Source organism: Achromobacter marplatensis (assembly GCF_002209535.1).
Lineage (GTDB): Bacteria > Pseudomonadota > Gammaproteobacteria > Burkholderiales > Burkholderiaceae_B > Achromobacter > Achromobacter marplatensis.
Genome location: NZ_NJIG01000001.1, coordinates 630,381 through 653,122 on the forward strand (window position 1 = coordinate 630,381; position 22,742 = coordinate 653,122).

At 66.2% G+C, this 22,742-nt stretch carries 17 protein-coding genes; 10 read left to right on the forward strand and 7 right to left on the reverse strand.

Annotated features, from left to right (window positions below; genetic code table 11):
• Positions 1-6 precede the first annotated feature (6 nt).
• The 5 genes from CEY09_RS32365 to CEY09_RS02780 all read right to left on the reverse strand — a co-directional run bounded on the left by CEY09_RS32365 (position 7) and on the right by CEY09_RS02780 (position 3,432).
• Positions 7-369 (reverse strand): hypothetical protein, encoded by a 363-nt coding sequence (locus tag CEY09_RS32365; RefSeq protein WP_208625034.1) that lies wholly within the window; start codon positions 367-369, stop codon positions 7-9.
• Between the two features lie 5 nt (positions 370-374).
• Entirely contained in the window at positions 375-767 is a 393-nt protein-coding gene (locus tag CEY09_RS02765; RefSeq protein ID WP_088587439.1) for a DUF4148 domain-containing protein, read from the reverse strand.
• 74 nt (positions 768-841) lie between these two features.
• Positions 842-2,215, reverse strand: coding sequence for a heavy metal sensor histidine kinase (locus CEY09_RS02770; protein ID WP_088587440.1), 1,374 nt, complete (start codon positions 2,213-2,215; stop codon positions 842-844).
• Positions 2,215-2,904: a heavy metal response regulator transcription factor gene (locus CEY09_RS02775; RefSeq protein WP_006222054.1), complete on the reverse strand. Its 690-nt coding sequence runs from the start codon at positions 2,902-2,904 to the stop codon at positions 2,215-2,217. Before CEY09_RS02775 ends, CEY09_RS02770 begins: the two co-directional genes overlap by 1 nt.
• A 189-nt stretch (positions 2,905-3,093) precedes the next feature.
• Positions 3,094-3,432 carry a DUF4148 domain-containing protein gene (locus tag CEY09_RS02780; RefSeq protein WP_006222053.1) on the reverse strand — a complete coding sequence of 113 codons (339 nt, stop codon included), beginning with the start codon at positions 3,430-3,432 and terminating at the stop codon, positions 3,094-3,096.
• A 266-nt stretch (positions 3,433-3,698) separates the two neighbouring features.
• Between CEY09_RS02780 and CEY09_RS02785 the strand changes: the two genes are divergently transcribed.
• From CEY09_RS02785 to ligD, 9 genes are all read left to right on the forward strand, one after another.
• Positions 3,699-4,913 carry a TolC family protein gene (locus CEY09_RS02785; protein WP_088587441.1) on the forward strand — a complete coding sequence of 405 codons (1,215 nt, stop codon included), beginning with the start codon at positions 3,699-3,701 and terminating at the stop codon, positions 4,911-4,913.
• 14 nt (positions 4,914-4,927) lie between these two features.
• A complete protein-coding gene (locus CEY09_RS02790) occupies positions 4,928-6,157 on the forward strand; it encodes an efflux RND transporter periplasmic adaptor subunit (RefSeq protein WP_088587442.1) in 1,230 nt (409 codons plus the stop codon).
• 13 nt (positions 6,158-6,170) lie between these two features.
• Positions 6,171-9,329 carry a CusA/CzcA family heavy metal efflux RND transporter gene (locus CEY09_RS02795; protein ID WP_088587443.1) on the forward strand — a complete coding sequence of 1,053 codons (3,159 nt, stop codon included), beginning with the start codon at positions 6,171-6,173 and terminating at the stop codon, positions 9,327-9,329.
• Entirely contained in the window at positions 9,316-10,338 is a 1,023-nt protein-coding gene (locus CEY09_RS02800; protein WP_088587444.1) for a glycosyltransferase family 2 protein, read from the forward strand. The genes CEY09_RS02795 and CEY09_RS02800 overlap by 14 nt, the downstream gene beginning before the upstream one ends.
• Positions 10,322-11,785, forward strand: coding sequence for an ArnT family glycosyltransferase (locus tag CEY09_RS02805; protein WP_088587445.1), 1,464 nt, complete (start codon positions 10,322-10,324; stop codon positions 11,783-11,785). Before CEY09_RS02800 ends, CEY09_RS02805 begins: the two co-directional genes overlap by 17 nt.
• Before the next feature lie 175 nt (positions 11,786-11,960).
• Positions 11,961-14,177 (forward strand): TonB-dependent receptor family protein, encoded by a 2,217-nt coding sequence (locus tag CEY09_RS02810; protein WP_088587446.1) that lies wholly within the window; start codon positions 11,961-11,963, stop codon positions 14,175-14,177.
• A 34-nt stretch (positions 14,178-14,211) separates the two neighbouring features.
• The gene (locus tag CEY09_RS02815; protein ID WP_088587447.1) at positions 14,212-15,333 is read left to right on the forward strand and encodes a PepSY-associated TM helix domain-containing protein; all 1,122 of its coding nucleotides are present in this window, start codon (positions 14,212-14,214) and stop codon (positions 15,331-15,333) included.
• Between the two features lie 65 nt (positions 15,334-15,398).
• Positions 15,399-16,319: a non-homologous end joining protein Ku gene (ku, locus tag CEY09_RS02820; RefSeq protein WP_088587448.1), complete on the forward strand. Its 921-nt coding sequence runs from the start codon at positions 15,399-15,401 to the stop codon at positions 16,317-16,319.
• A 1-nt stretch (position 16,320) separates the two neighbouring features.
• The gene (gene ligD / locus CEY09_RS02825; protein WP_088587449.1) at positions 16,321-18,822 is read left to right on the forward strand and encodes a DNA ligase D; all 2,502 of its coding nucleotides are present in this window, start codon (positions 16,321-16,323) and stop codon (positions 18,820-18,822) included.
• On the opposite strand, the gene CEY09_RS02830 is transcribed toward ligD, so the two are convergent.
• Positions 18,823-19,623: an IclR family transcriptional regulator gene (locus CEY09_RS02830; protein WP_088587450.1), complete on the reverse strand. Its 801-nt coding sequence runs from the start codon at positions 19,621-19,623 to the stop codon at positions 18,823-18,825. It lies immediately after the preceding gene.
• 107 nt (positions 19,624-19,730) lie between these two features.
• Between CEY09_RS02830 and CEY09_RS02835 the strand changes: the two genes are divergently transcribed.
• Positions 19,731-22,064 carry a cytochrome P450/oxidoreductase gene (locus CEY09_RS02835; protein WP_088587451.1) on the forward strand — a complete coding sequence of 778 codons (2,334 nt, stop codon included), beginning with the start codon at positions 19,731-19,733 and terminating at the stop codon, positions 22,062-22,064.
• A 29-nt stretch (positions 22,065-22,093) separates the two neighbouring features.
• Here CEY09_RS02835 and CEY09_RS02840 read toward each other — a convergent pair whose 3' ends face one another.
• Positions 22,094-22,714, reverse strand: a complete 621-nt coding sequence (locus tag CEY09_RS02840) for a glutathione S-transferase family protein (RefSeq protein WP_088587452.1) — start codon at positions 22,712-22,714, stop codon at positions 22,094-22,096.
• Positions 22,715-22,742 lie beyond the last annotated feature (28 nt).

Below are 22,742 nucleotides of genomic sequence, written 5' to 3' on the forward strand. Positions count from 1 at the left end.
GATTGCCTAGCTGGCCAGCTGCCGGCAGAGTTCGGCCGCGTACTCCTGGCCGTTGCGCATCCGCAGGTAGTCCGCATAGCGCTGCCGGTACACCGGGTTAAACGTGTCCAGCCGCTGACGTCCGCGGAACAGTTCTTCCATGCCGGCGCGTTTCCAGATCATCGTGTCCGCGCGGACCTCAGCCCGGGTCTTCATGCCTTTTTCCTGCATGCTGCGGTAGCTCGCCAGACGTTCGGGTGAGGCGTCGCAGGTGGCCAATACGGCAGCAGGCGCTGCGTGCGTCGCGGGCGCCAGGGGTTGGCCTTGAGCGGTTGCGCCGAAAGCGGCAAGCGCCAGCGCCAGAATCAGGGGGCGAGAGATCGTCGTCATGGCATTCACCGGTTGGGGTTGGCCAGGCCGCGCTCAAGCTCAAGCGCCTCTTGGTATTCGGGACCCGTGCGCATCCGCACGTACTCGGCATACCGCGTGCGGTAGTCCAGCCCGAACACATCGGGTTCCAATTCGCCACGATGCAGCTCGGCCAGGCCGGCCTTGGTCCAGAGCCGGAGGTCGGCGCGGACTTCTGCGCGGGTCTTGGATGACGGCTGGTAGACCTGGGCCGGGTAATCCTGTTCGCCGTAAGTGACGAGGCCTGCGGCTTTGGCCTGCTGCAGCTCGGCGACGACCTGTTCGCGGGTCTTCGGCTCGGCCTGCACGGCGGGGGCCGCGGCAGCGACAGACACGGCAAGGACCAGCAGCATCGAAAGGCGTTGAGTCGGACGGTTCATTGTTTCTCCATGGAACGAGTTGGGCGTACCAACAAGTCTATGGAGGGGCCCCCGACAGGAAGCGGACCGGCAGATTAGTTTTCTGTAATGTCGTGCGCGGCGTCGCCGGCCGGCGGCGTCGACACGGTGAAGCCGATGACGGTCGTCCGTCCTTCGGACCGCACGAAGCTGCTTCCGCCGTGCATGCGGGCGATGGCGGCCACGATGGCCAGGCCCAGCCCGTGATGGTCGCCGTCGAACCCCCGGGCCTCGTCCGTGCGGTAGAAGCGGTGGAACAGGCGCGGCAGATGCTCCGGCGGTATGGGTTCGCCGGCATTGCGTACGGCGATCTGCGCTTCGCGCGCACCGCGTTGGGAGACGCTGATGTCGATCACGCTGCCCTGGTCGGCATAGCGGACTGCATTCGACACCAGGTTCGACACGGCCCGCTGGAACAGCCGGCGGTCGATGGCGGCGGTGGCCCCACCCAGGACGCGAATCTGCAGCCCGGCCTCCAGGGCTTCCGCCTCGTGGTACTGACCGACTTCCTCGACCACGCCGGCCAGATCGCCCTCCCAGGTGGCGCGAGCCTGCGCGCCCCGGTCGGCTTGCGACAGGAACAGCATGTCGTTGACGATGCTGGACAGCCGGTGCAGTTCCTCCAGGTTGGACCCCAGGATCTCGCGCAGGGCGTCCTGAGACGGACGGGTCTTCAGCGCCAGTTCCGTTTCGCCGATCAGGGTAGCCAGCGGCGTGCGCATTTCGTGCGCCACGTCGGCATTGAAGCCTTCCATCTGGACGTAGGCGCGCTCAAGCCGTTGCAGCACCGCATTGAACTGGCGCACCAGCGGGCGGACTTCGTCGGCCTGGCCGCTTTCGTCCAGCCGTTCGCCGATGCGGTCGGGCGACAACTGGGCGGCTTGGGTGGCCAGGGCATCCAAGGGCGCCAGCCCCCGACGGACCAGCATCGTGGCGACCTTGGCGGCCACGATGGCGCCGACCAGTGCGCAGCCGAACAGGGTCCAGGCCAGGGCGCGGCGCAACCGGATGTCTGGCGTGATGTCCAGCACCAGTTCCGCGCTCATGGAATCGCCCGGGGTGCTGGGGTGGGGCAGCGAAAAGGTGATGCGGCGGTCGTGGTCGACGTCGTTGTCGCGGCTGATCGGGCTGCCGTAGGCGACTTTCTCGCCGTCGATCTCCAGTTCCAGCGAGAAGTCCGGACGTCCGTAAAAGAAGTCGTCAAGCTTGTGGCGCAATCGGGTCGAGTCGCCGTTGCCGCGGTTCTCGTCGACCAGGTGGCGGATGACTTCGACCTTCTGCTGAAGCAGGGCGTCCTGGCGATAGCTCAGGTTGAGGTTGGTGGCGTAATAGACCGCGATGCACACCAGGCCCAACGCAAGGAAAGTCTGGATGGCGAGCCAGCGCGACAGCCAGCGGCGCAGCGAGCGGGGGCGGCGAACGGCGGGCATCAGTCTTCGCGGACCTCAAGCACATAACCCATGCCGCGCACGGTGTGCACCAGCTTTCTCTCGAACGGGTCGTCGATTTTGCCGCGCAGCCGTCGCACCGCGACTTCGACCACGTTGGTGTTGCTGTTGAAATTGATGTCCCACACCTGTTCTGCCAGTTCCAGGCGCGACAGGACTTCGCCCTGTTTGCGCATCAGCAGCGCCAACAAAGTGAATTCCTTGGCGGTCAGGTCCAGGCGCACGCCATCGCGGCTGGCGCGGCGGCGCAGCAGGTCCAGCTCCAGCCCGTCGACCCGCAACAGGTTCTGGCTCCGAGTCTCCGTATGCTGATGCCCGCTGCGTCTGCCCAGCGCCAGCACGCGGGCCAGCAATTCAGACAGCGCAAAGGGTTTGACCAGATAGTCGTCGGCGCCGTCGCGCAACCCCTTGACCCGGTCTTCGATCTTGTCCCGCGCGGTCAGCATCAGGACGGGCGTGCGGGAGAAGGCCCGGATGTCGCGCAGGACGGAAAACCCGTCCATGCCGGGCAGCATCACATCCAGCAGAATCAGGTCATACAGGCCTTCGCGGGCCAGATGCAGGCCGTTGACGCCGTCGTGCGCCACATCGACCACGTAGTTGTGTTCGGTCAGTGCCCGCCGCAGATATTCGGCCAGCTTTTTCTCGTCTTCGATTACCAGGACTTTCATGGGGGCCAGGAAGAGGGGGGCATGGGCGGCAGCGCCATGCCGCCATGGCCCGGCGGCCGGGGCCGGCGGGCGATCGGCGCGCATGGGGCGTCCGTGCCGATTTTACGGCGCATTCGGGTGGGAAGAGCGGGCGGCGGCCGCCGGGTCAGCGGCCGCGCCGAAGGCACGGCGTTTCAGGCCTGGCGGGAATCAGCCCGGCGTATAGATGTCCGCCAGGCGGGCGCGCTCGGCAGGCGTGACGGCTTCGACCTCGGCCAGCGCGTCGGCGCGGGTGCGCGAGGTGGCCTGCTTGGCCCAGGCGGGCTTGGGCAGGTTGCGATAGGTCAGGAACCATTGGCGCTTGTCGGCTTTCGCCTCGGCCAGCTCGGCCTCGACCTGATCACGGGATTTGCCGTTGGCCGCGTGTTCGGGGGCGATGGCGTAGCCGATCTCGGTGTCCGTCTGGTGCCAGACATTGTTGGCGCTGGCCAGAGCGGGCACGCTGATCAGGGCGGTCAAAGCGAGGGTGGCGGCGATACGGGTCTTCATCAGGAATCTCCTCGATGCGTGTGTCGGACTGGCGGCGGTTGCCTGGCCAGCGCCTACACGCTGTTTGTGAAACGGTGGAGACACTTTACGAATTCAAGTTCGTCAATTCGCAAACACCCTGATTACGAATTCGTAATGCCGCGAACCTTACAGAAATGTCATGTAGCGGTCGAGATTTTGACGAGGGCGCCTGGATACAGTGCCGGCACACCCATCCTCTTGATCCCCGCCTGGCATCGCCGCAGGCTGTCTCCGTTGGTTGACCCATGCGTTTATCCGTCTTACCGCTTGCCGTCGCGGCCTTGGCCGCGGCGTTCGCCTTGCCTGCCCGCACCGAGGCACAGCCATTGACCCTGGAACGCGCCATGTCCGCCGCGTTCGACAACAACCCGGGCTTTGCCGCCGCACGCAACGAGGCCGCGGCCAGCGAGGGGCAACTGACGCAGGCCGACGTGCTGCCCAACCCGTCGCTGGAGGTCAGCGTGGACGACACCCAGAAGGCCACGCGCACCACGACCACGATGCTGAGCGTGCCGATCGAAACCGGCGGCAAGCGCGGCGCGCGCATCAAGGCGGCCGGCCTGTCGCGGGATATCGCGCAGCGCGACCTGTCGGCCGCGCGCGCCGGCCTGCGGTCCGCGGTGATTGCCGCATTCTTCGAAGCGGCCGTGGCGCAGGAGGCCGTGCGCGTCGCCCGCGGCAACGCGGATATTGCCAATAGCGCATTGCGCCTGGCCGATCGGCGCGTGGCGGCAGGCAAGGCGCCGCCGCTGGAAAGCAGCAAGGCCCAGGTGGAGCTGGCCAATGCGCGCATCGAGGCCCGCACGGCAGACGCGGCGCTGGAAGCCGCCCGACGCAAGCTGGGCTTGCTATGGGGCAACGCCCAGCCCGACTTCGACAGCGTCGACGGCAATCTGGACGCCTTGCCTCAGCGCGGTTCGCTCGACGAACTGAGCGCGGCCCTGGGCGATGCGCCGTTGATGCAAGGCGGCCGGCTGGCCGTGGACCTGGGCCGTGCGCAGTTGGAAGTCGAAAAGAGCAAGCGCTATCCGGACATCACGTTGAGCGCGGGCGTGGCGCGTGACAACGAGGCCGGCCGCAACAAGGCCCAACTGGGCGTATCGATTCCGCTGCCGCTGTTCGACCGGAACCAGGGCAACGTCTATGCGGCCACGATGCAGGCCTACAAAGCGCAAGACACCTATCGCGAACTGGCGGCGCGCCTGACGGGCGACTTGCTGCAGGCCGTGTCGCAGTTCGACCTGGCGGTGGGATCGGCCCGCGAGTACCGGGGCGCCGTGCTGCCGGGCGCGGCCCAGGCCTATGACGCCGCACGCAAAGGATTCGAAGCCGGCAAGTTCGGCTTCCTGGAGGTGCTGGACGCCCAGCGCACGCTGTCCCAGGGAAACATCGCCTACCTGACGGCGCTGGCTTCGGCCTACCAGGCCTCCGCGGAAATCGACCGCATTCTTGGACGTTGAAAAGAACCCTACCCATGGCAAAGCATCGAATTGAATCCGTCCGCGCGCGCAACGCGCTGGCTGTCGCCGTCTTGTCCGGCCTGCTGCTGGGCCCGGCGGGCGCCGCGTGGGCGGATGCGCCGGCCAAACCCGGCCCATCCGCGCAATCCGTCAAAGACGCGGACCACGGCCACGCCGAGGGAGAGGCCGACCACGACGAAACCGGAAATGAAGAAGAGGGGAAGGTGACGCTATCGGCCGAACAGATCGCGGTGGCGGGGATCAAGGTGGCCGTTGCCGCGCCAGCCACGCTGGCCCGGTCCGCGGCGTTCCCGGGCGAAATCAAGTTCAACGCCGACCGCACCGCCCACGTCGTGCCGCGCATGGCGGGGGTGGTGGAAAGCGTGTCGGCCGACCTGGGCCAGCAGGTCAGGAAGGGCGATCTGCTGGCCACGATTTCCAGCGCGGGCTTGTCCGAACTGCGTAGCGAATGGCTGGCGGCCGTGAAGCGGCGCGACCTGGCGGCGCAGAACCATCAGCGCGAGCGCCGGCTTTGGCAAGAAAAGGTGTCGGCCGAGCAGGACTATCAACAGGCCCGTACCGCGCTGGAAGAAGCGCGCATCGCCGTCCAGAACGCCGAGCAGAAATTGCGCACGGCGGGCGCATCGCCCCAGTCCAAAGACCTGGGCATTCTGGAAATCCGGGCGCCGTTCGACGGCGTCATCGTGGAAAAACATATTGCGCTGGGCGAAGCGCTGGCCGACACCGCCAGCATCTTCACGCTATCGGACATGCGCACGGTCTGGGCGGAATTCGTGATCGCGCCCAAGGACCTGCAGGACGTGCGGGTGGGCGAACGGGCCCGTGTCGCCTCGGCGGCATTCACCGAAACCGCGGACGGCAAGGTGTCATACATCGGTTCGCTGCTGGGGCAGCAGACACGCACCGCGACCGCCCGCGTCACGCTGGACAACCCCGACATGGCCTGGCGTCCGGGCCTGTTCGTGTCGGTCAACGTCGTGGTCCAGACCTCTGACGCGGCAGTGGCCGTTGCCGCCGAGGCCGTGCAGACGATCGAAGACCGGCCGGCGGTGTTTGTCGAAGTGCCCGGCGGTTTCCAGGCGCAGCCCGTCACGCTGGGCAAGCAGTCGGACGATCAGGTTGAAGTGCTGGCGGGCCTGGAAGCCGGCACGCGGTATGTCACCCGCAACGCCTTCGTCCTGAAATCCGAGCTGGGCAAAGCCAGCGCCGATCACGCGCACTGAGCCGGAGCCAAGCATGTTTGAACGCCTTATCCGTTTCGCCATCGAACAACGCTGGCTGGTGCTGTTCGTCACCCTGGGCATGGCCGCCATCGGCGTCTACAACTATTCCAAGCTGGCCATCGACGCCGTGCCCGACATCACGAACGTCCAGGTCCAGGTCAACGTGGGCGCGCCGGGCTATTCGCCGCTTGAGACCGAGCAGCGCATCACTTATCCGATCGAAACAGTCATGGCGGGCCTGCCCGGGCTGCAGCAGACCCGCTCGACGTCGCGCTACGGCTTGTCGCAAGTCACCGTCATTTTCAAGGACGGCACCGACATCTATTTCGCCCGGCAACTGGTCAACCAGCGGCTGCAGGAAGCCCGGGAAAGCCTGCCGGAAGGCGTAACGCCGACCATGGGCCCGATATCGTCCGGACTGGGCGAGATCTATCTTTGGACGGTGGAAGCCGACCCGGGCGCGCGCAAGGAGGACGGCACGGCCTATACGCCGACCGACCTGCGTGAAATCCAGGACTGGGTCATCAAGCCGCAATTGCGCAATCTGGCCGGCGTGACCGAAATCAATTCCATCGGCGGCTACGCCAAGGAATACCAGGTGGCGCCCAGCACCGAGCGGCTGGCGTCCTACGGCCTGACGCTGGCGGACGTGATGACCGCGCTGGACCGCAACAACGCCAACGTGGGCGCGGGCTACATCGAGCGCAATGGCGAGCAATACCTGATCCGCGCGCCGGGCCAGGTCCGTTCGATCGACGACATCAAGGACATCGTCCTGACTTCCGTGCAGGGCCAGGCCATCCGGATCCGCGACATCGCCGACGTCGGGATCGGGCGCGAACTGCGCACGGGCGCGGCCACCGACAACGGCGAAGAAGTCGTGCTGGGCACGGTGTTCATGCTGATCGGAGAAAACAGCCGCAGCGTCTCGCAAGCCGTGTCCGCGCGGCTGGACACCATCAACAAGTCGCTGCCGCAGGGCGTGAAGGCGGTGACCGTGTACGACCGCACCAACCTGATCGACAAGGCCATCTCTACCGTCAAGAAGAACCTGCTGGAGGGCGCGGCGCTGGTCATCGTCATCCTGTTCGTCTTCCTGGGCAATATCCGGGCGGCGCTGATCACGGCCATGATCATCCCCTTGTCGATGCTGTTCACCTTCACCGGCATGGTCGCCTACAAGGTCAGCGCCAACCTGATGAGCCTGGGCGCGCTGGACTTCGGCATCATCGTGGACGGGGCGGTCGTGATCGTGGAGAACTGCGTGCGGCGCCTTGCCCACGCCCAGGAACACCACCGGCGACCGCTGACGCGCGCCGAACGGTTCCACGAGGTGTTCGCGGCGGCGCGCGAGGCTCGCCGGCCCCTGTTGTTCGGCCAACTGATCATCATGGTGGTCTACCTGCCGATCTTCGCGCTGAGCGGGGTGGAAGGGCGGATGTTCCACCCGATGGCGCTGACCGTGGTGCTGGCCTTGCTGGGCGCGATGATCCTGTCGGTAACCTTCGTGCCGGCGGCGGTGGCCCTGTTCATGGGCAACAAGGTGTCCGAAAAGGAAAACCGGCTGATGCTGTGGGCCAAGCGCCGGTACGAGCCGCTGCTGGAAGGGGCGTTGCGCCGCACGCCGCTGGTGCTGGCCGGCGCGACGCTGTTCGTGGTGCTGTGCGGCGTGCTGGCCTCGCGCCTGGGCAGCGAATTCATCCCGAACCTGAACGAAGGCGACATGGCGATCCAGGCGCTGCGCATTCCGGGCACCAGCCTGACGCAGTCGGTCGAGATGCAAAAGCAGATCGAAAAGCGCCTGAAGGACAAGTTCCCCGAGATCGAGCGCGTGTTCGCCCGCACCGGCACGGCGGAAATCGCTTCCGACGCCATGCCGCCCAGCATCTCTGACGGCTACATCATGCTCAAGCCCGTGGACCAATGGCCCACGCCGCGCAAGACGCACGCCGAGCTGCTGGCGGGCATCCAGGCCGAAGCCGCCCAGGTGCCCGGCAACAACTATGAGTTCTCCCAACCCATCCAGCTGCGCTTTAACGAACTGATTTCGGGCGTACGCAGCGACGTGGCGGTGAAGGTCTTCGGCGACGACAACGACGTGCTGAACAGGACCGCGGCGGAAATCGCGGCAGTCCTGCAGAAGGTGCCTGGGGCCTCCGAGGTCAAGGTCGAGCAGACCACGGGCCTGCCCATGCTGACCGTCAACATCGACCGGGCGCGCGCGGCCCGCTACGGACTCAGCCTGGGCGACGTGCAGGACACCATCGCCATCGCGGTCGGCGGACGCGAGGCGGGCACCTTCTTCCAGGGCGACCGGCGCTTTGACATCGTTGTGCGCCTGCCGGAATCCGTGCGCGAGAACCTGGAAGCACTGCGTAAGCTGCCGGTGGCCTTGCCCAAGGCCGATGGGCAGGCACAAACGGCGTACATCCCGCTCAGCGAGGTAGCGTCGTTTGACCTGGCGCCGGGCCCCAACCAGATCTCGCGCGAAGACGGCAAGCGCCGCATCGTGGTCAGCGCCAACGTGCGCGGCCGGGATCTCGGGTCGTTCGTGGCGGACGCCTCCACGGCCATTGGCGAACAGGTGAAGGTGCCTTCGGGGTACTGGACATCGTGGGGAGGCACGTTCGAACAGCTGCAGTCGGCGGCCAAGCGGCTGCAGATCGTGGTGCCGGCGGCGCTGCTGCTGGTGTTTGCGCTGCTGTTCGCCATGTTCGGCAACGTCAAGGACGGGCTGGTGGTCTTCACCGGCATCCCGTTCGCCTTGACGGGCGGCGTGATCGCGCTATGGATGCGGGGCATTCCGCTGTCCATCACGGCGGCCGTCGGCTTCATCGCGCTGTGCGGCGTGGCCGTGCTGAACGGGCTGGTGATGCTGTCCTTCATCAGTTCGCTGCGCGACGAAGGCAAGAGCATCGATCAGGCCGTGCGCATCGGCGCGTTGACCCGGCTGCGTCCGGTGCTGATGACCGCGCTGGTCGCCTCGCTGGGCTTCGTGCCCATGGCGATCGCGATGGGGACGGGGGCCGAGGTCCAGCGGCCGCTGGCGACCGTCGTGATCGGCGGCATCATTTCGTCCACCATTCTTACGCTGCTGGTGTTGCCTGCGCTTTACCGCCTGGTGCACCGGCGGGACCCCGAGGAAGAGGAGCTCGCCCATGCGAAAACTTGATCCCGCGGCGCGCTTGCCGTCGCTATCGGTCGTCATTCCCTTTCTGAACGAACGCGAGGTGTTGCCCCTGTGCCTGGCGCGCGTGCGCCGGGTGCTGGACGGCTTGGGCCTGCCGTACCAAATCGTCTTTGTCGACGACGGCAGCCGCGATGGCAGCGCTGACTATCTGCTGGGCATGCTGGCGACCGAACCGTCATTGAAACTGGTCCGGCTAAGCCGCAATTTCGGCAAGGAAGCGGCCATGACGGCCGGCATCGTCCATGCCGAAGGCGACGCGGTGATCCTGCTGGACGCCGACCTCCAGGACCCGCCGGAACTGATTCCCGAAATGGTGCGGGCCTGGCAGGAAGGGGCGGACGTCGTCTGCATGCGCCGACGCAGCCGGGCAGGGGAGAGCTGGCTGAAACGCGCCTCTGCTTACGCGTTCTACCGCCTGCTGAACCGCCTTAGCCGGGCCGCCATCCCCGCCGACACGGGCGATTTCCGGCTGATGAGCCGGCGGGCAGTGCGGGCACTGTTGAAACTGCCCGAACGCTGCCGCTATATGAAAGGCCTGTACGCGTGGGTGGGCATGCCCACCCGCATCATCGACTACGACCGCGTCCCGCGCGCGGCCGGCACGACCAAATGGAATTACTTCGCCTTGTTCCGCCTGGCGATGGAAGGCATCACGTCGTTTTCAACGGCGCCCTTGCGCTGGGCGACCGGCGCGGGCGCGATCGCGGCGATCCTGGGCGGGCTGCTGGGCGTGGCCGTCATCTTCAAGACCTTGATGTATGGCGATGACGTCGCGGGTTATCCGTCGCTGATGGCGACGATCACGTTCATGAGCGGGGTGCAGCTGCTGACCATCGGGCTATTGGGCGAATACGTGGGTAAGACCTATCTGGAAGCCAAGCAACGGCCGGTGTACCTGGTGCGCGACGTGCGCAGCAGCCGCGCGACGCCGGTCACCGAGCTGCAGTCCAGCTCCCCGCTTGACGTGCGTCACCATGCGTTTGACCGCTAAAGCCGTTCTTGCCGGCCTGGGCGTCATCCTGGGCATCCGATTGGCGGCCATGGCGGTGATGCCCTTCGCAGATACGTCGGAACCCCGCTACGCCGAGATCGCCCGAATCATGGCGGCATCCGGAGACTGGATCACGCCCTGGTTCGCGCCGGGCGAACCCTTCTGGGGCAAGCCGCCTTTGGCCTTCTGGGCCCAGGCCGCCTCCGGCGCCTGGTTCGGAATGAGCGAGATGAGCCTGCGCCTGCCGTCGTGGCTGGCGATGCTGGGCATGTTGGCAATCTTGCATGAACTGGGCCGGCGCCTGTTTTCGCTTGGAGCTGCCAGATGGGCAGTGCTGGTGTTCAGCACCATGCTGCTGCCGTTGGTCGCGGCGGGTGCGGTGCTGACCGACCCGTTCCTGGCGCTGGGCATCACGCTGAGCATGGCGTCGTTCCTCCTGGCGCCCGAAGCTTCGTCATGGTTCTGGCGCTATGGACTGTTCATCGGGCTGGCCATCGGATTGCTGTCCAAAGGACCGTTGACGCTTGTCTTGATGACGGGCGCGATCCTGCCGTGGCTGCTCTGGCACGGCAATGCGCGCCGGTATCTGCGCGCATTGCCGTGGGTCAGCGGAACCGCCTTGACGCTAGCGTTGACGCTGCCGTGGTATCTGCTTGCGGAGTGGAAGACGCCTGGGTTCCTGGAATATTTCATCGTGGGCGAACACGTGTTGCGTTTCATTGACCCGGGCTGGACGGGCGACCGTTACGGCTCCGCGCACAGCCGGCCGTATGGCGCGATCTGGCTGGATTGGGTGTTGGCGACGCTGCCCTGGAGCCCGCTGGGCTTGTGGCTGCTGCTACGTGAGCGGCGCGGCGAGTTCGTAGCGCGGATTCGGATGTTCGGCCGTTCGCCCACGGCGTCCTATCTGTTCGCATGGGCAGTTGCCACGCCCGCGTTCTTCACCTTGTCGGGCAACATTCTCTGGACTTATGTGCTGCCCGCGCTGCCGCCGGTGGCGCTGGGCATTGGCGTGAGCCTTAGCCGGCTGAACTCGGTTCTGCCGCGCCGGGTCGCCGTGGGATGCCTGATGCTGGTGCCCACGGCGGCGGTGGTGTTGGGCACCTTGTCCGTCGTGCAGCCCAACCGCTTCAAGACGGAAAAACAGTTGATCGCCCGCGCCGAGGCCGAGATGCAGGCGGGGGAACGGCTTTATTTCGTCGACAGCCGGCCGTTTTCGGCCCGCTTCTATTCGCAAGGCAACGCCGGCATCGTGCCGCGGGAAAGCGTGCGCGACGTGTTGCCGCAGCAAGGCGGCCGGGTATTGCTGGCGGTCGAGAAGGGCGATCTGGCGGACATTCGCGACCGCATTCCGGGCGTGATTGCTCCGCTTTACAGCAGCCGACGGTACGTCCTGCTGAGCGTTTCCAACGGGGAAAAACGTTCACATAACAACGATTTGCGTTAACTTGGCAACCATTTTGGCGCCTATTTACTTGCAAATGGATCCTATTTATACTCCCGCCCGGAGTCGGCCCCCGATGGTCCGGCTTTCGCGTCATTGACTCTTGCTGCTCCTAGGTCGCACTGAGGATGACCGCCAATCATGGTGACGCCTCAAACGGCGCTTGGAGAAGAGCAAGATGGCTAAGGCCAGAAATCAGAACGCGCGGGCAGGGTTCCCGCTGAACCGCCGTGCCGCGGCGATTGCCGCCGCGCTGGCCGGCCTGTCCAGCATGGTGCACGCCCAGACGGCGCCCCCCGCGCCTGCGGCCGCCACCGGACAAGCCGGGGAACTGGCTGCCGTGACCGTGACCGGCGACTGGCTGGGCACCCCCACCGAAGAAAAAGTGTTGTCCCACCCAGGCGCCCGCACCGTGGTCGAACAGCAGCAGATCCAGGAAAGCGGGTCCAGCAGCGTGCGCGACGTGCTGCGTCAGATTCCCGGCGTCCAGGTGCAGGACAGCAACGGCACGGGCGGCAGCGACGTGTCGCTCAACGTGGGCGTGCGCGGCCTGACCTCGCGCCTCTCGCCCCGGTCCACCATCCTGATGGACGGTGTGCCCATGGCCTACGCCCCCTATGGCCAGCCGCAGTTGTCGCTGGCGCCCGTGTCGCTGGGCAACCTGGAATCGGTCGATGTGGTGCGCGGCGCCGGTTCGGTCCGGTATGGCCCGCAGAACGTGGGCGGCATCATCAACTTCGTGACGCGCGCCATCCCGCAGGACTTCACGACCAGCCTGAACGTCGGCAGCGAAATCTACAGCCATGGCGGCAACGTCAAGACCACGCCCAGCCTGTTCGTGGGCGGCACCACTGACAAGGGCCTGGGCGGCGCGCTGCTGTATTCGGGCACGCATGGCGATGGCTACCGTTCCAGCAACGATTCCACCGACATCGACGACGTGATCCTGAAGGGCGCCTACCGCTTTTCGGCGACCGACGACGTGGCTGTGTCGCTGCACCACTTCGAAGGCAAGGGCCGGATGCCCGGCGGCCTGACCACCGCGCAATACTCGGAAGACCCGTTCCAGTCGACCCGCCAATACGACCAGTTCACGGGCCGCCGTACCGACGGTTCGCTGAAGTACACGCACAATGACGGCGTCAACAACTTCGAAGTGCTGACGTACTACGTGGATTCCTACCGTGGCAGCTACATCGAGCAAGGCGGCACCGGCGCCACGGCGAACCAGTTCCGCCTGACCACCGCGCCGCGCAGCTATCACTATTTCGGCTTCGAACCGCGTTATTCGCGCCTGTTCGATTCGGGTTCGTTCGTGCAGGAAGTCACCGTCGGCTACCGCTACCTGAAGGAAAGCAGCTCGGAAGTGGCCGGGCGTACCGCCTACTACAACCCGGCCGCCGGCGGCGATGCGTTCGACTTGAACATGCCCACCTACCAGACGAGCGACGGCGGCACCACCGCCCACGCCTTCTACATCGACGACCGCATCGACATCGGCAAGTGGACGATCACGCCCGGCGTGCGCTTCGAAAGCATCAGCACCTACAACAACGTCACCAACTTCAACACCGCGACCGGCGCCGTCACCAGCGCCTTGTCGCCGTCGATCGATTCGCGCGTGACCCTGCCGACCCTGTCGGTGCTCTACCGCGTGGACGACAAGTGGTCGCTGTTCGCCAACGCCGGCAAGTCGTTCGGCCCGCAGCAGTACAGTCAACTGGCGTCCACCACCGAAGGCTTGCACCCCGAAACCGCCAAGACCTATGAAATCGGCACGCACTTCGCGGGCCAGGCATGGAGCGGCGAGCTGACGCTGTTCAATATCGACTTCGACAAGGAACTGCAGCTGACGCGTTCCATCGTGGGCGAGGGCATGTGGACCGACCTGGGCGCCACCCGCCATCGCGGCGTGGAATCCGCCTTGCGCTATGACATGGGCGACCTCAGCGACGCCTTGCGCGGCCTGTCCGTCTACGCCACCTATACGTACACGCAAGCCATTGCCAAAGCCGGCGCCTTCGAAGGCCGCGACCTGCCGCTGTACTCGCGCCAGGTGGCTTCCGTTGGCGCCCGGTACGCGGTGCAGCGCTGGACCTTCAATGCCGACGTCTTCGCGCAGTCCAAGCAGCGCTCGCCGGGTTCGCCAGATGCCGGCGCGGGCTACGTCACCGAGGAAGACGCCAGCGGACGCCTGGGCGACATCCCTGGCTTCGCCACGGTGGCGTTGCGGGCAGGCTATGATTTCGGCCGCGACATGAATAACCTGAAACTCGCCGTTGGCGTGAAAAACCTGTTCGACCGCCGCTACTACACGCGCTCCACCGACAACAACGGCGGCAAGTTCGTGGGGCAGCCGCGCACGATCTACATGCAGGCCTCGATGGCCTTCTAAGCACCGTGAGCATTGCATTGACCGGATCGTTCTTGTGAAAGGCCTGCGCGGCGTATGGCTGCGGGTGCATCGCTGGCTGGCGCTTAGCGCCGGCTGGATCCTGATCTTTTCAGGCCTGTCCGGCGCGGCGCTCGTCGTCACGCCGGCGCTGGACCGCTGGGCGAATCCGCAGCTGTTCCAGGCCCGTTCGGATTTGGCTCCCGGCCAGGCGGGCGTCACGCTCGAATCCGTGCTGCGGTCGGCCAGGCAGGAATTCGGCGACGGCGCGAACCTGGTGTTCCGGCCTGCCCGCGCCCCGGGCGAAACGCTGGAAGTGCGGGTGCGCGGCGGCTGGCGCGGCACGCTCTACCTGGACCCGGCCACCGGTGCCGAGCAAGGCCGGCGCGGTGAAACCGAAGGCGCGGCCAATGTGCTGTTCAAGCTGCACAGCGCGCTGTATCTGGACAGCACCGGCAAGGCCATTCTGGCCTGGGTGGCGCTGGCCTATCTGTTCCTGCTGATCACGGGGCTGATCCTGTGGTGGCCGCGGCACTGGGCCAAGGGCTGGAACATCGCACTGGACCGAGGGCTGTTGCGATCGCTGTTCGACCTGCACCGGGTGGGCGGGGCCACGCTGGGCCTGCTGATCGCGGTATCGGTCGCCACCGGCGCCTACATGGCGTGGCGTCCGCTGGGCGCGGCCGTAACGTGGCTAAGTGGCGCGGCCCCGGTCAAAGCGCCGAAATTGCCCGCCGTGGCCGCCAGCGCGGTTGCTGGACAGCCGCTGACGCTGGATCAACTGGCCGAAAAAGCCGTCGCGCAATTCCAGGAACCGGCGCCCATCGGCTATATCGTAGTGCCGCCGCACGCCGGCGCGCCGACCCGTTTCCGCATGATGCTGGGCGATGATCCGCATCCCAACGGCATGACGTCCGTCTGGATCGACCCGCGCACGGCCGACGTGCTGGCCGTCCAGCGCTGGAACACGCTGGATCCAGGCGCACGGGCGACGGCCGTGGTCTACCCACTGCACACGGGCGAACTGGGCGGCGTGGCGCTGGAAACCGCGGTCGCCGTGGGCGGCCTGACGCTGGGCGGCCTGGGCATCAGCGGCGTATGGCTCTGGTGGCGTCGCCGCGCCGTCAAACTGGCAACGGCCAAGGCGCGCAGCCGCTGACGTGGCGCCCGGCGGGGCGCGGGAATACTATTTGCTGATCACTTCCCGGTTTAGAGGAGTCGATCATGGCAACAAGAACCATCTGGAAGGGGGCCATTTCCTTCGGCCTCGTACACATCCCCGTCGGCCTGCACACTGCCACCACGGAGTCCGGCGTGGACTTCGACTGGCTGGACAAGCGCTCCATGGATCCGGTCGGGTACAAGCGCATCAACAAGCGCACCGGCAAGGAAATCGACAAGGACAATATCGTCAAGGGCGTGGAGTATGAAGACGGCCAGTACGTCATCATTTCCCCGGAAGAGATTGCCGACGCCTATCCGCGCACCACGCAAACCATTGAAATACAAGAGTTCGTCGATGCGGGGGATGTGCCTTTCGTCTATCTGGAGCGGCCTTACTACGTTGCGCCGATCAACAAGGGCCAGAAGGTGTATGCCTTGTTGCGCGACACCTTGGCCAAGACCGGCAAGATCGGGATCGCCAAAGTCGTTATTCAGACCAAGCAGCATCTGGCCGCGCTGATCCCGTCCGGGGATGCGCTGGTGTTGAACCTGATGCGATGGGGCGACGACGTCAAGCCGCAAGACGAGCTGGACCTGCCCAAGTCCGGCGCCCGCGGGATGACGCCGAGCGCCAGCGAACTGAAAATGGCCAAGATGCTGGTCGAAGACATGTCCGGCAAGTGGGACCCCGAGCAGTACAAAGACGAATTCAAGGCGGCGGTCATGGGGCTGGTGGCCAAGAAGGTCAAGGCCGGCAAGACCGAGACCGTTCTTGAGCCGCAAGAGGAAACGCCCGCCTATGCGGACAACGTGATCGATCTGACCGAATTGCTGCAACGCAGCCTGAAGGGCGGAAAGAAAGCGGCACCCGCCGCAGCGAAGAAGACCGCGGCCCGCAAGACGCCTGCCAAGAAGGCGCCCGCGAAAGCGGCAAAGGCGGCCAAGGCCACCAAGGCGGCGCGGCCCCGCAAGGCTGCATGACATGGCCGACAGCCTGAAGACCTATCGCAAGAAGCGCGACTTCAAGGTCACCCCGGAACCCGCCGAGGGCGGCGAGGCAAACGAAGCGGCCCGCGCCTTCGTCATCCAGAAGCACTGGGCCAGCCGGCTGCATTATGATTTCCGGCTGGAGCTGGACGGCGCGATGAAGAGCTGGGCGGTGCCTAAGGGCCCCAGCTACGATCCCGCCGTCAAGCGCATGGCCGTGCAGGTGGAAGACCATCCCATCGCGTACAACCAGTTCGAAGGCCAGATCCCCGAGGGCCAGTACGGCGCCGGCAAGGTCATCATCTGGGACGAGGGCCGCTGGATGCCCGTCGGTGATGCGCGCAAGGGCTACCGCGACGGGCATCTGAAATTCGACCTGCAGGGCACGAAAATGCAAGGCCGCTGGGCGCTGGTCCGCATGAAGGGCAAGGAATCCGACAAGCAGCCGGCATGGCTGCTGATCAAGGACCGCGACGACTTTGCGCGCCGCGAACGCGAATTCAGCGTGGTCGACGAAATGCCTGACAGCGTGGTGCCCTTGCGCAAGAAAACACCGGCGAAAGCGCGTCCGCAAGCGGAGCCCAAGGAGGACAGGGCGATATCCAAAGGGGACGAGGCGGCATTGCCCGGCCAGGCAGCCGACCTGCCGGCGTCGTTGAAGCCGCAACTGGCCACCTTGGCGGACGGTATACCGCCGGGCTCGGACGACTGGCTTTATGAATTGAAGTTCGACGGCTATCGGCTGTTGGCGCGCCTGGACGGGGACACCGTCACCCTCCATACGCGCAACGGGCATGACTGGAGCGCCAAGTTGCCGCATCTGGTGGACGCCTTCGGACGGCTGCCCGCGAAATGCGCCTGGGTGGACGGCGAGGCCGTGGTGCTGGACAAGCAGGGCGTGCCCAATTTCCAGGCGCTGCAAAATGCCTTCGACGGCGAAGCCACGGGGGGCATCGTGTTCTACGCCTTCGACCTGCCGTTCATCGGCGGACGGGACCTGCGCCAGGAACCGCTGCGCGTGCGCCGGGCGTTGCTGGCGCAGTTGATGGCCGCAAGCGACGACGACCATCTGCGGTTCAGTGAAGCGTTCGACCAGACACCTGCCGATCTGGTGGCGTCAGCCTGCAAGATGGGGCTGGAAGGCATCATCGCCAAGCGCCAATCCGCCGCCTACGTGTCGCGTCGCAGCGATAACTGGCTGAAGATCAAGTGCGGCCGCCGCCAGGAGTTCGTCATCGTCGGCTACACCGCGCCACAGGGCGCGCGCGAGGGCCTGGGCGCGCTGTTGCTGGCCGTGCACGAGGACGACGGCGCGTTGCGCTACGTAGGCAAGGTCGGCACCGGCTTCGACCGCCAAGGCTTGCTATCGCTTCAGCAAAAGCTTGCCCGTATCGAAACCCGCGACAAGCCGGTGACGGGAGGCGAGGGCAGGGGCGTGCAATGGGTGAAGCCGGAATTGATTGCCGAAGTGGCGTTCGGCGACTGGACGAGCGGCGGGCATATCCGCCACGCCGTGTTCCAGGGCTTGCGTACGGACAAGTCGGCGCGCGAGATCACCCGTGAAAAGGCGGCCGCAGTCACGCGAGCGCCCGCCGCGAAGGCGCAGGCCAAGCCCGCGGGCAAGATCGGCAAGCTGACCCATCCCGAACGGGTCATCGATCCGTCGACCGGGCTGACCAAGCTGGACCTGGCGCGCTATTACGGCCTGGTCGCGCCCCTGCTGCTGGAACACCTGAAATCCCGCCCCGTCTCGTTCCTGCGTGCGCCGGGCGGCATCCAGGGCGAGCTGTTCTTCCAGAAGCACCTGGAAGCCGCCATGCCGGGCGTCAAATCGTTGCCGCCCAAGCTGGACCCCGGCCATCCGCCGCTGCTGGAGGTGCCGACCGCCGAAGCGGTGCTGTCTGCCGTGCAGATGAACGTGGTGGAATTCCACACGTGGAACGCGGTGAAGACCGCGATCGGCAAGCCCGACCGCATGCTGTTCGACCTGGACCCGGGCGAAGGCGTGGGCTGGCCTGCCGTGCAGCAGGCGGCCCAGCTGGTACGCACCCTGCTTGACGAAATCGGCCTGACGCCCTGGTTGAAGACTAGCGGGGGCAAGGGCTTGCACGTGGTGGTGCCGCTGCGCCGGCAGTACGACTGGGACACCATCAAGGCGTTTTCGCAAGCGATCGTCACGCATTTGGCGAGAACGCTGCCGAAGCAGTTCGTGGCCAAGAGCGGGCCGAAAAACCGGGTCGGCAAGATCTTCGTCGACTATCTGCGCAACGGCTTCGGCGCCACCACGGTGGCGGCCTGGTCCGCCCGGGCGCGGCCGGGGCTGGGCGTGTCGGTGCCGGTGGCGTGGGAAGAGTTGGCGAAACTCAGCGGCAGCGCGCACTGGACCATCGCCAATATCCATGCGCGTCTGGACGCCGGCAATACGCCCTGGGAAGGGTATGCGCCGCAGGCGGTGGGGCGGGCGATGGCCGCGATCGATTTCCGGCCTGGCAAATGACTAGGTGTTGCCCAGCAAATGGCTGATGGCCTGCGCCTCCTGGCGCACCGCCAGCCCGACGCGGCCATCCGCGGACGGATCGAAGCCGCCGGTGGCGCCCAGGGCGGTCAGGACGGCGCAGGGCCGGCCGGCATAGTTGTAGATCGGGGCCGATACGGCGCTGATGCCGCGCAAGTTCGTGTCGCGCACCACGGCGCAGCCCGCCGCCTGCACGGACCGCTGCAGCGCGCCAATCGGGTCATCGGCATGCAGCATCGCCCGCTGTTCGGCCGTGGCGGCCTCCAGCTCGGCTTCGGCCAGCGCCCGCACGGCGGTCTCGTCCAGCGTCGCCAACAAGACCTGGCCGGTGGCCGACCACAGCATCGACAACACCGACCCCACGCGCACGTTTACGGTGACCGGCAGCCCTGGCTCTTCAAAACGCACGATGGTGGGCCCCTTGTTGCCCATCACCGCTACGAAGCACGTGACTTCCAGCGCTTCCCGCAGCCGGATAAGCGACGCTTCAGCCAGGCGGATGGGATCGGCCTGCCGCATGGCCGCCAGGCCCAGCAGCAAGGTCTCCAATCCCAGGAAGTACTGCTGGGTGGCGGCGTCCTGACCGACCAGCCCGCCTTCCATCAGGCTGACGAGATAACGGTGCACCTTGGCGGGGCTTTCCTCGATCCGGGCGGCAATCACGCTCAATCCCGCGCGGCCGCCAAGCTCGCCCAGTGCTTTCAGGACGGCCATGCTGGTCTCGGCCGCCTGCACGCGCTGGCGGCGTTCACGGGGACGCGGAAGATCGGGGGTGGCAGTCATGGCGGGAAGTCGGAAGGGAAGAGAGGCGAAGGGTAAACCGGGTTTATTGAATTACGCAATGCGTATATGATTTACGCATAAAACAGATGACTACCCGGAGTAGAGACATGTCCCAACCCGCCCAACCCGCGACCGGCTGTCCGATGCATGCGGCTGCCGCCGCCAGCGGCTGTCCCGTGCACGTCAGCGAGCGCGCCGCTGAATTCGACCCTTTCGGCGATGGCTACCAGCAGGATCCGCCCGAGTACGTGCGATGGGCGCGCGAGCAGGAACCCGTCTTCTACAGTCCGAAACTGGGCTACTGGGTGGTGACCCGTTACGACGACATCAAGGCGATCTTCCGGGACAACATCACGTTCAGCCCGTCCATCGCGCTTGAGAAAATCACCCCGACAGGCCCGGAAGCCAACGCCGTGCTGGCGTCGTACGGCTATGCGATGAACCGCACGCTGGTCAACGAAGACGAGCCGGCCCACATGCCGCGGCGGCGCGTGCTGATGGAACCGTTCACGCCCGACGCGCTGAAGCACCACGAACCGATGGTGCGGCGCCTGACGCGCGAATACGTCGACCGCTTCATCGACGACGGCCGCGCCGACCTGGTCGACCAGTTGCTTTGGGAAGTCCCGCTGACGGTGGCGCTGCATTTCCTGGGTGTCCCGGAAGAAGACATGGATCTGCTGCGCCGCTATTCCATTGCGCACACGGTCAATACCTGGGGCCGTCCCAAGCCCGAGGAACAGGTGGCCGTGGCGCACGCGGTCGGCAATTGCTGGCAGCTGGCCGGCAAGATCCTGGACAAGATGCGCCAAGACCCTGACCAGCCCGGCTGGATGCAATATGGCCTGCGCAAGCAGCGCGACTTCCCGGACGTCGTCACCGATTCCTACTTGCATTCGATGATGATGGCGGGCATTGTCGCGGCGCACGAAACGACGGCCAACGCCTCGGCGAACGCGCTGAAGCTGCTGCTGCAGCACCCCGACGCGTGGCGCGACCTATGCGAAGACCCGTCTTTGATTCCCAACGCGGTCGAAGAATGCCTGCGGCACAACGGGTCGGTCGCGGCCTGGCGCCGGCTGGCCACCTGCGACACCACCATTGCGGGCATGCCGATTCCGGCCGGCTCCAAGCTGCTGATCGTCAGCTCGTCCGCCAACCATGACGAGCGCCAGTTCGCCGATGCCGACCTGTTCGACATCCGGCGCGACAACGCCAGCGACCAGCTCACCTTCGGGTACGGTTCGCATCAATGCATGGGCAAGAACCTGGCGCGCATGGAGATGCAGATTTTCCTGGAGGAGCTGACGCGTCGCCTGCCGCACTTGCGCCTGGCAGCCCAGCAGTTCACCTACGTGCCCAACACCTCGTTCCGCGGCCCCGAACACCTGTGGGTCGAGTGGGACCCGGCGCAGAACCCCGAACGCAGCCAGCCTGAGCTGCTGGCGCAACGCCAACCGGTGCGCATCGGCGAGCCCTCGGCCCACGCCAGCGCACGCACGCTTGTCGTCGAACGCGTGGAGCCGGCCGCACACGGCATCGTCATGCTGACGCTGGCCTCGCCCGACGGCAAGGCGCTGCCGCGCTGGGCGCCGGGCGCGCATATCGACATCGAATGCGGCGACACCGGCCTGTCCCGGCAATACTCGCTTTGCGGCGACCCGGCGGACGCCAGCCGCCTGCGCATCGCCGTTCTGCGGGAAACCGACGGGCGCGGCGGTTCGGCCTGGGTCCACGACAACGTGAAACCCGGCCAGCGCCTGCGGGTCCGCGGCCCGCGCAACCATTTCCGCCTGGACGAAAGCGCGGCCAAGGTGATCCTCGTTGCGGGCGGCATCGGCATTACGCCCATCAGCGCCATGGCGCGGCGCGCACAAGCGCTGGGCATCGATTACGCGTTGCATTACAGCGGCCGCACGCGCGCCGGCATGGCCATGCTGGCGGAACTGGCCGCCCTGCATGGCGACAGGCTGCACCTCCATATCAGCGAAGAGGGCAGTCGCAACGACTTCGGCGCGCTTCTGGCGCAGCCCGACGCAGACACCCAGATCTACGCCTGCGGGCCCGAGCGCCTGCTGGACGCGCTGCAACAAGCCTGTGCGCACTGGCCGCAGGACGCATTGCGGGTCGAACATTTCCATTCGACGCTGGGCACGCTGGACCCCGAGCGCGAGCATGCATTCGAGGCCGAGCTGAAAGACTCGGGGCTGGTGGTGACCGTGCGCGCCGACCAGACCCTGCTGGCTGCGTTGCGCGCCGCCAATATCGACGTGCAAAGCGATTGTGAAGAAGGCCTGTGCGGGTCTTGCGAGGTCAGCGTGCTGGCTGGAGACATCGACCATCGCGATGTGGTGCTGACCCGCGCCGAGCGCGAGGCCAATCGCAAGATGATGAGCTGCTGTTCGCGCGCCTGCGGCCAGCGCATCGTGCTGGAACTCTGAACGGCCGGGCAGGCGCGGCGTCGGTGCCGCTAGCGGGCGTCCGCCAGGGCGCGCTGCACGGCCGGTCGCGCGGCGACACGGGCCAGGTAGGCCGTCAGCTTCGGAAATTGCGCCAGGTCGACCCCGTCGCCTTCGAGCCAGCTGCCGACAGTGAACAAGTAGCCGTCGGCCACGCTGTATTCCTCGCCCGCGACCCACGGGCCGACAATCTGGCCTTCCAGATACGCGGCGCAGGCCGTCATCGTCTGTGGGACCTTGGCGCGCATGGCCTCGTGCGCGGCGGCGTCGTCGGCCCAGCGCGCACCGCGCCTTTTGTGTGCGTGCGCCACGTGAGCGGTCGCGGCCAGATAGCTCGTCAGCTCCTGCATCCGCGCGTAGGCAAAGGGATCGTCCAGCGGCGCCAGCCTGGCTTGCGGAAAGCGCTGCGCCACAAAGGCGAGGAGGGCGGGGGTTTCGGTCAGCACGCCCTGCTCGGTGGCCAGCGCCGGCACGCGGCCTTTGGGATTCACGCGCAGGTACTCGGGGCTTTGCTGCTGTCCCGCGGCAAAATCCAGCTTGACCACGTCAAAATCGGCGCCTGCTTCGTGCAGCGCGATGTGGGTCGCCAGCGCGCACGTGCCAGGGGCGGAGTAAAAGGTCCAACGGGCCATCGTCATCCTCTATCGGTATGGGGCAAGA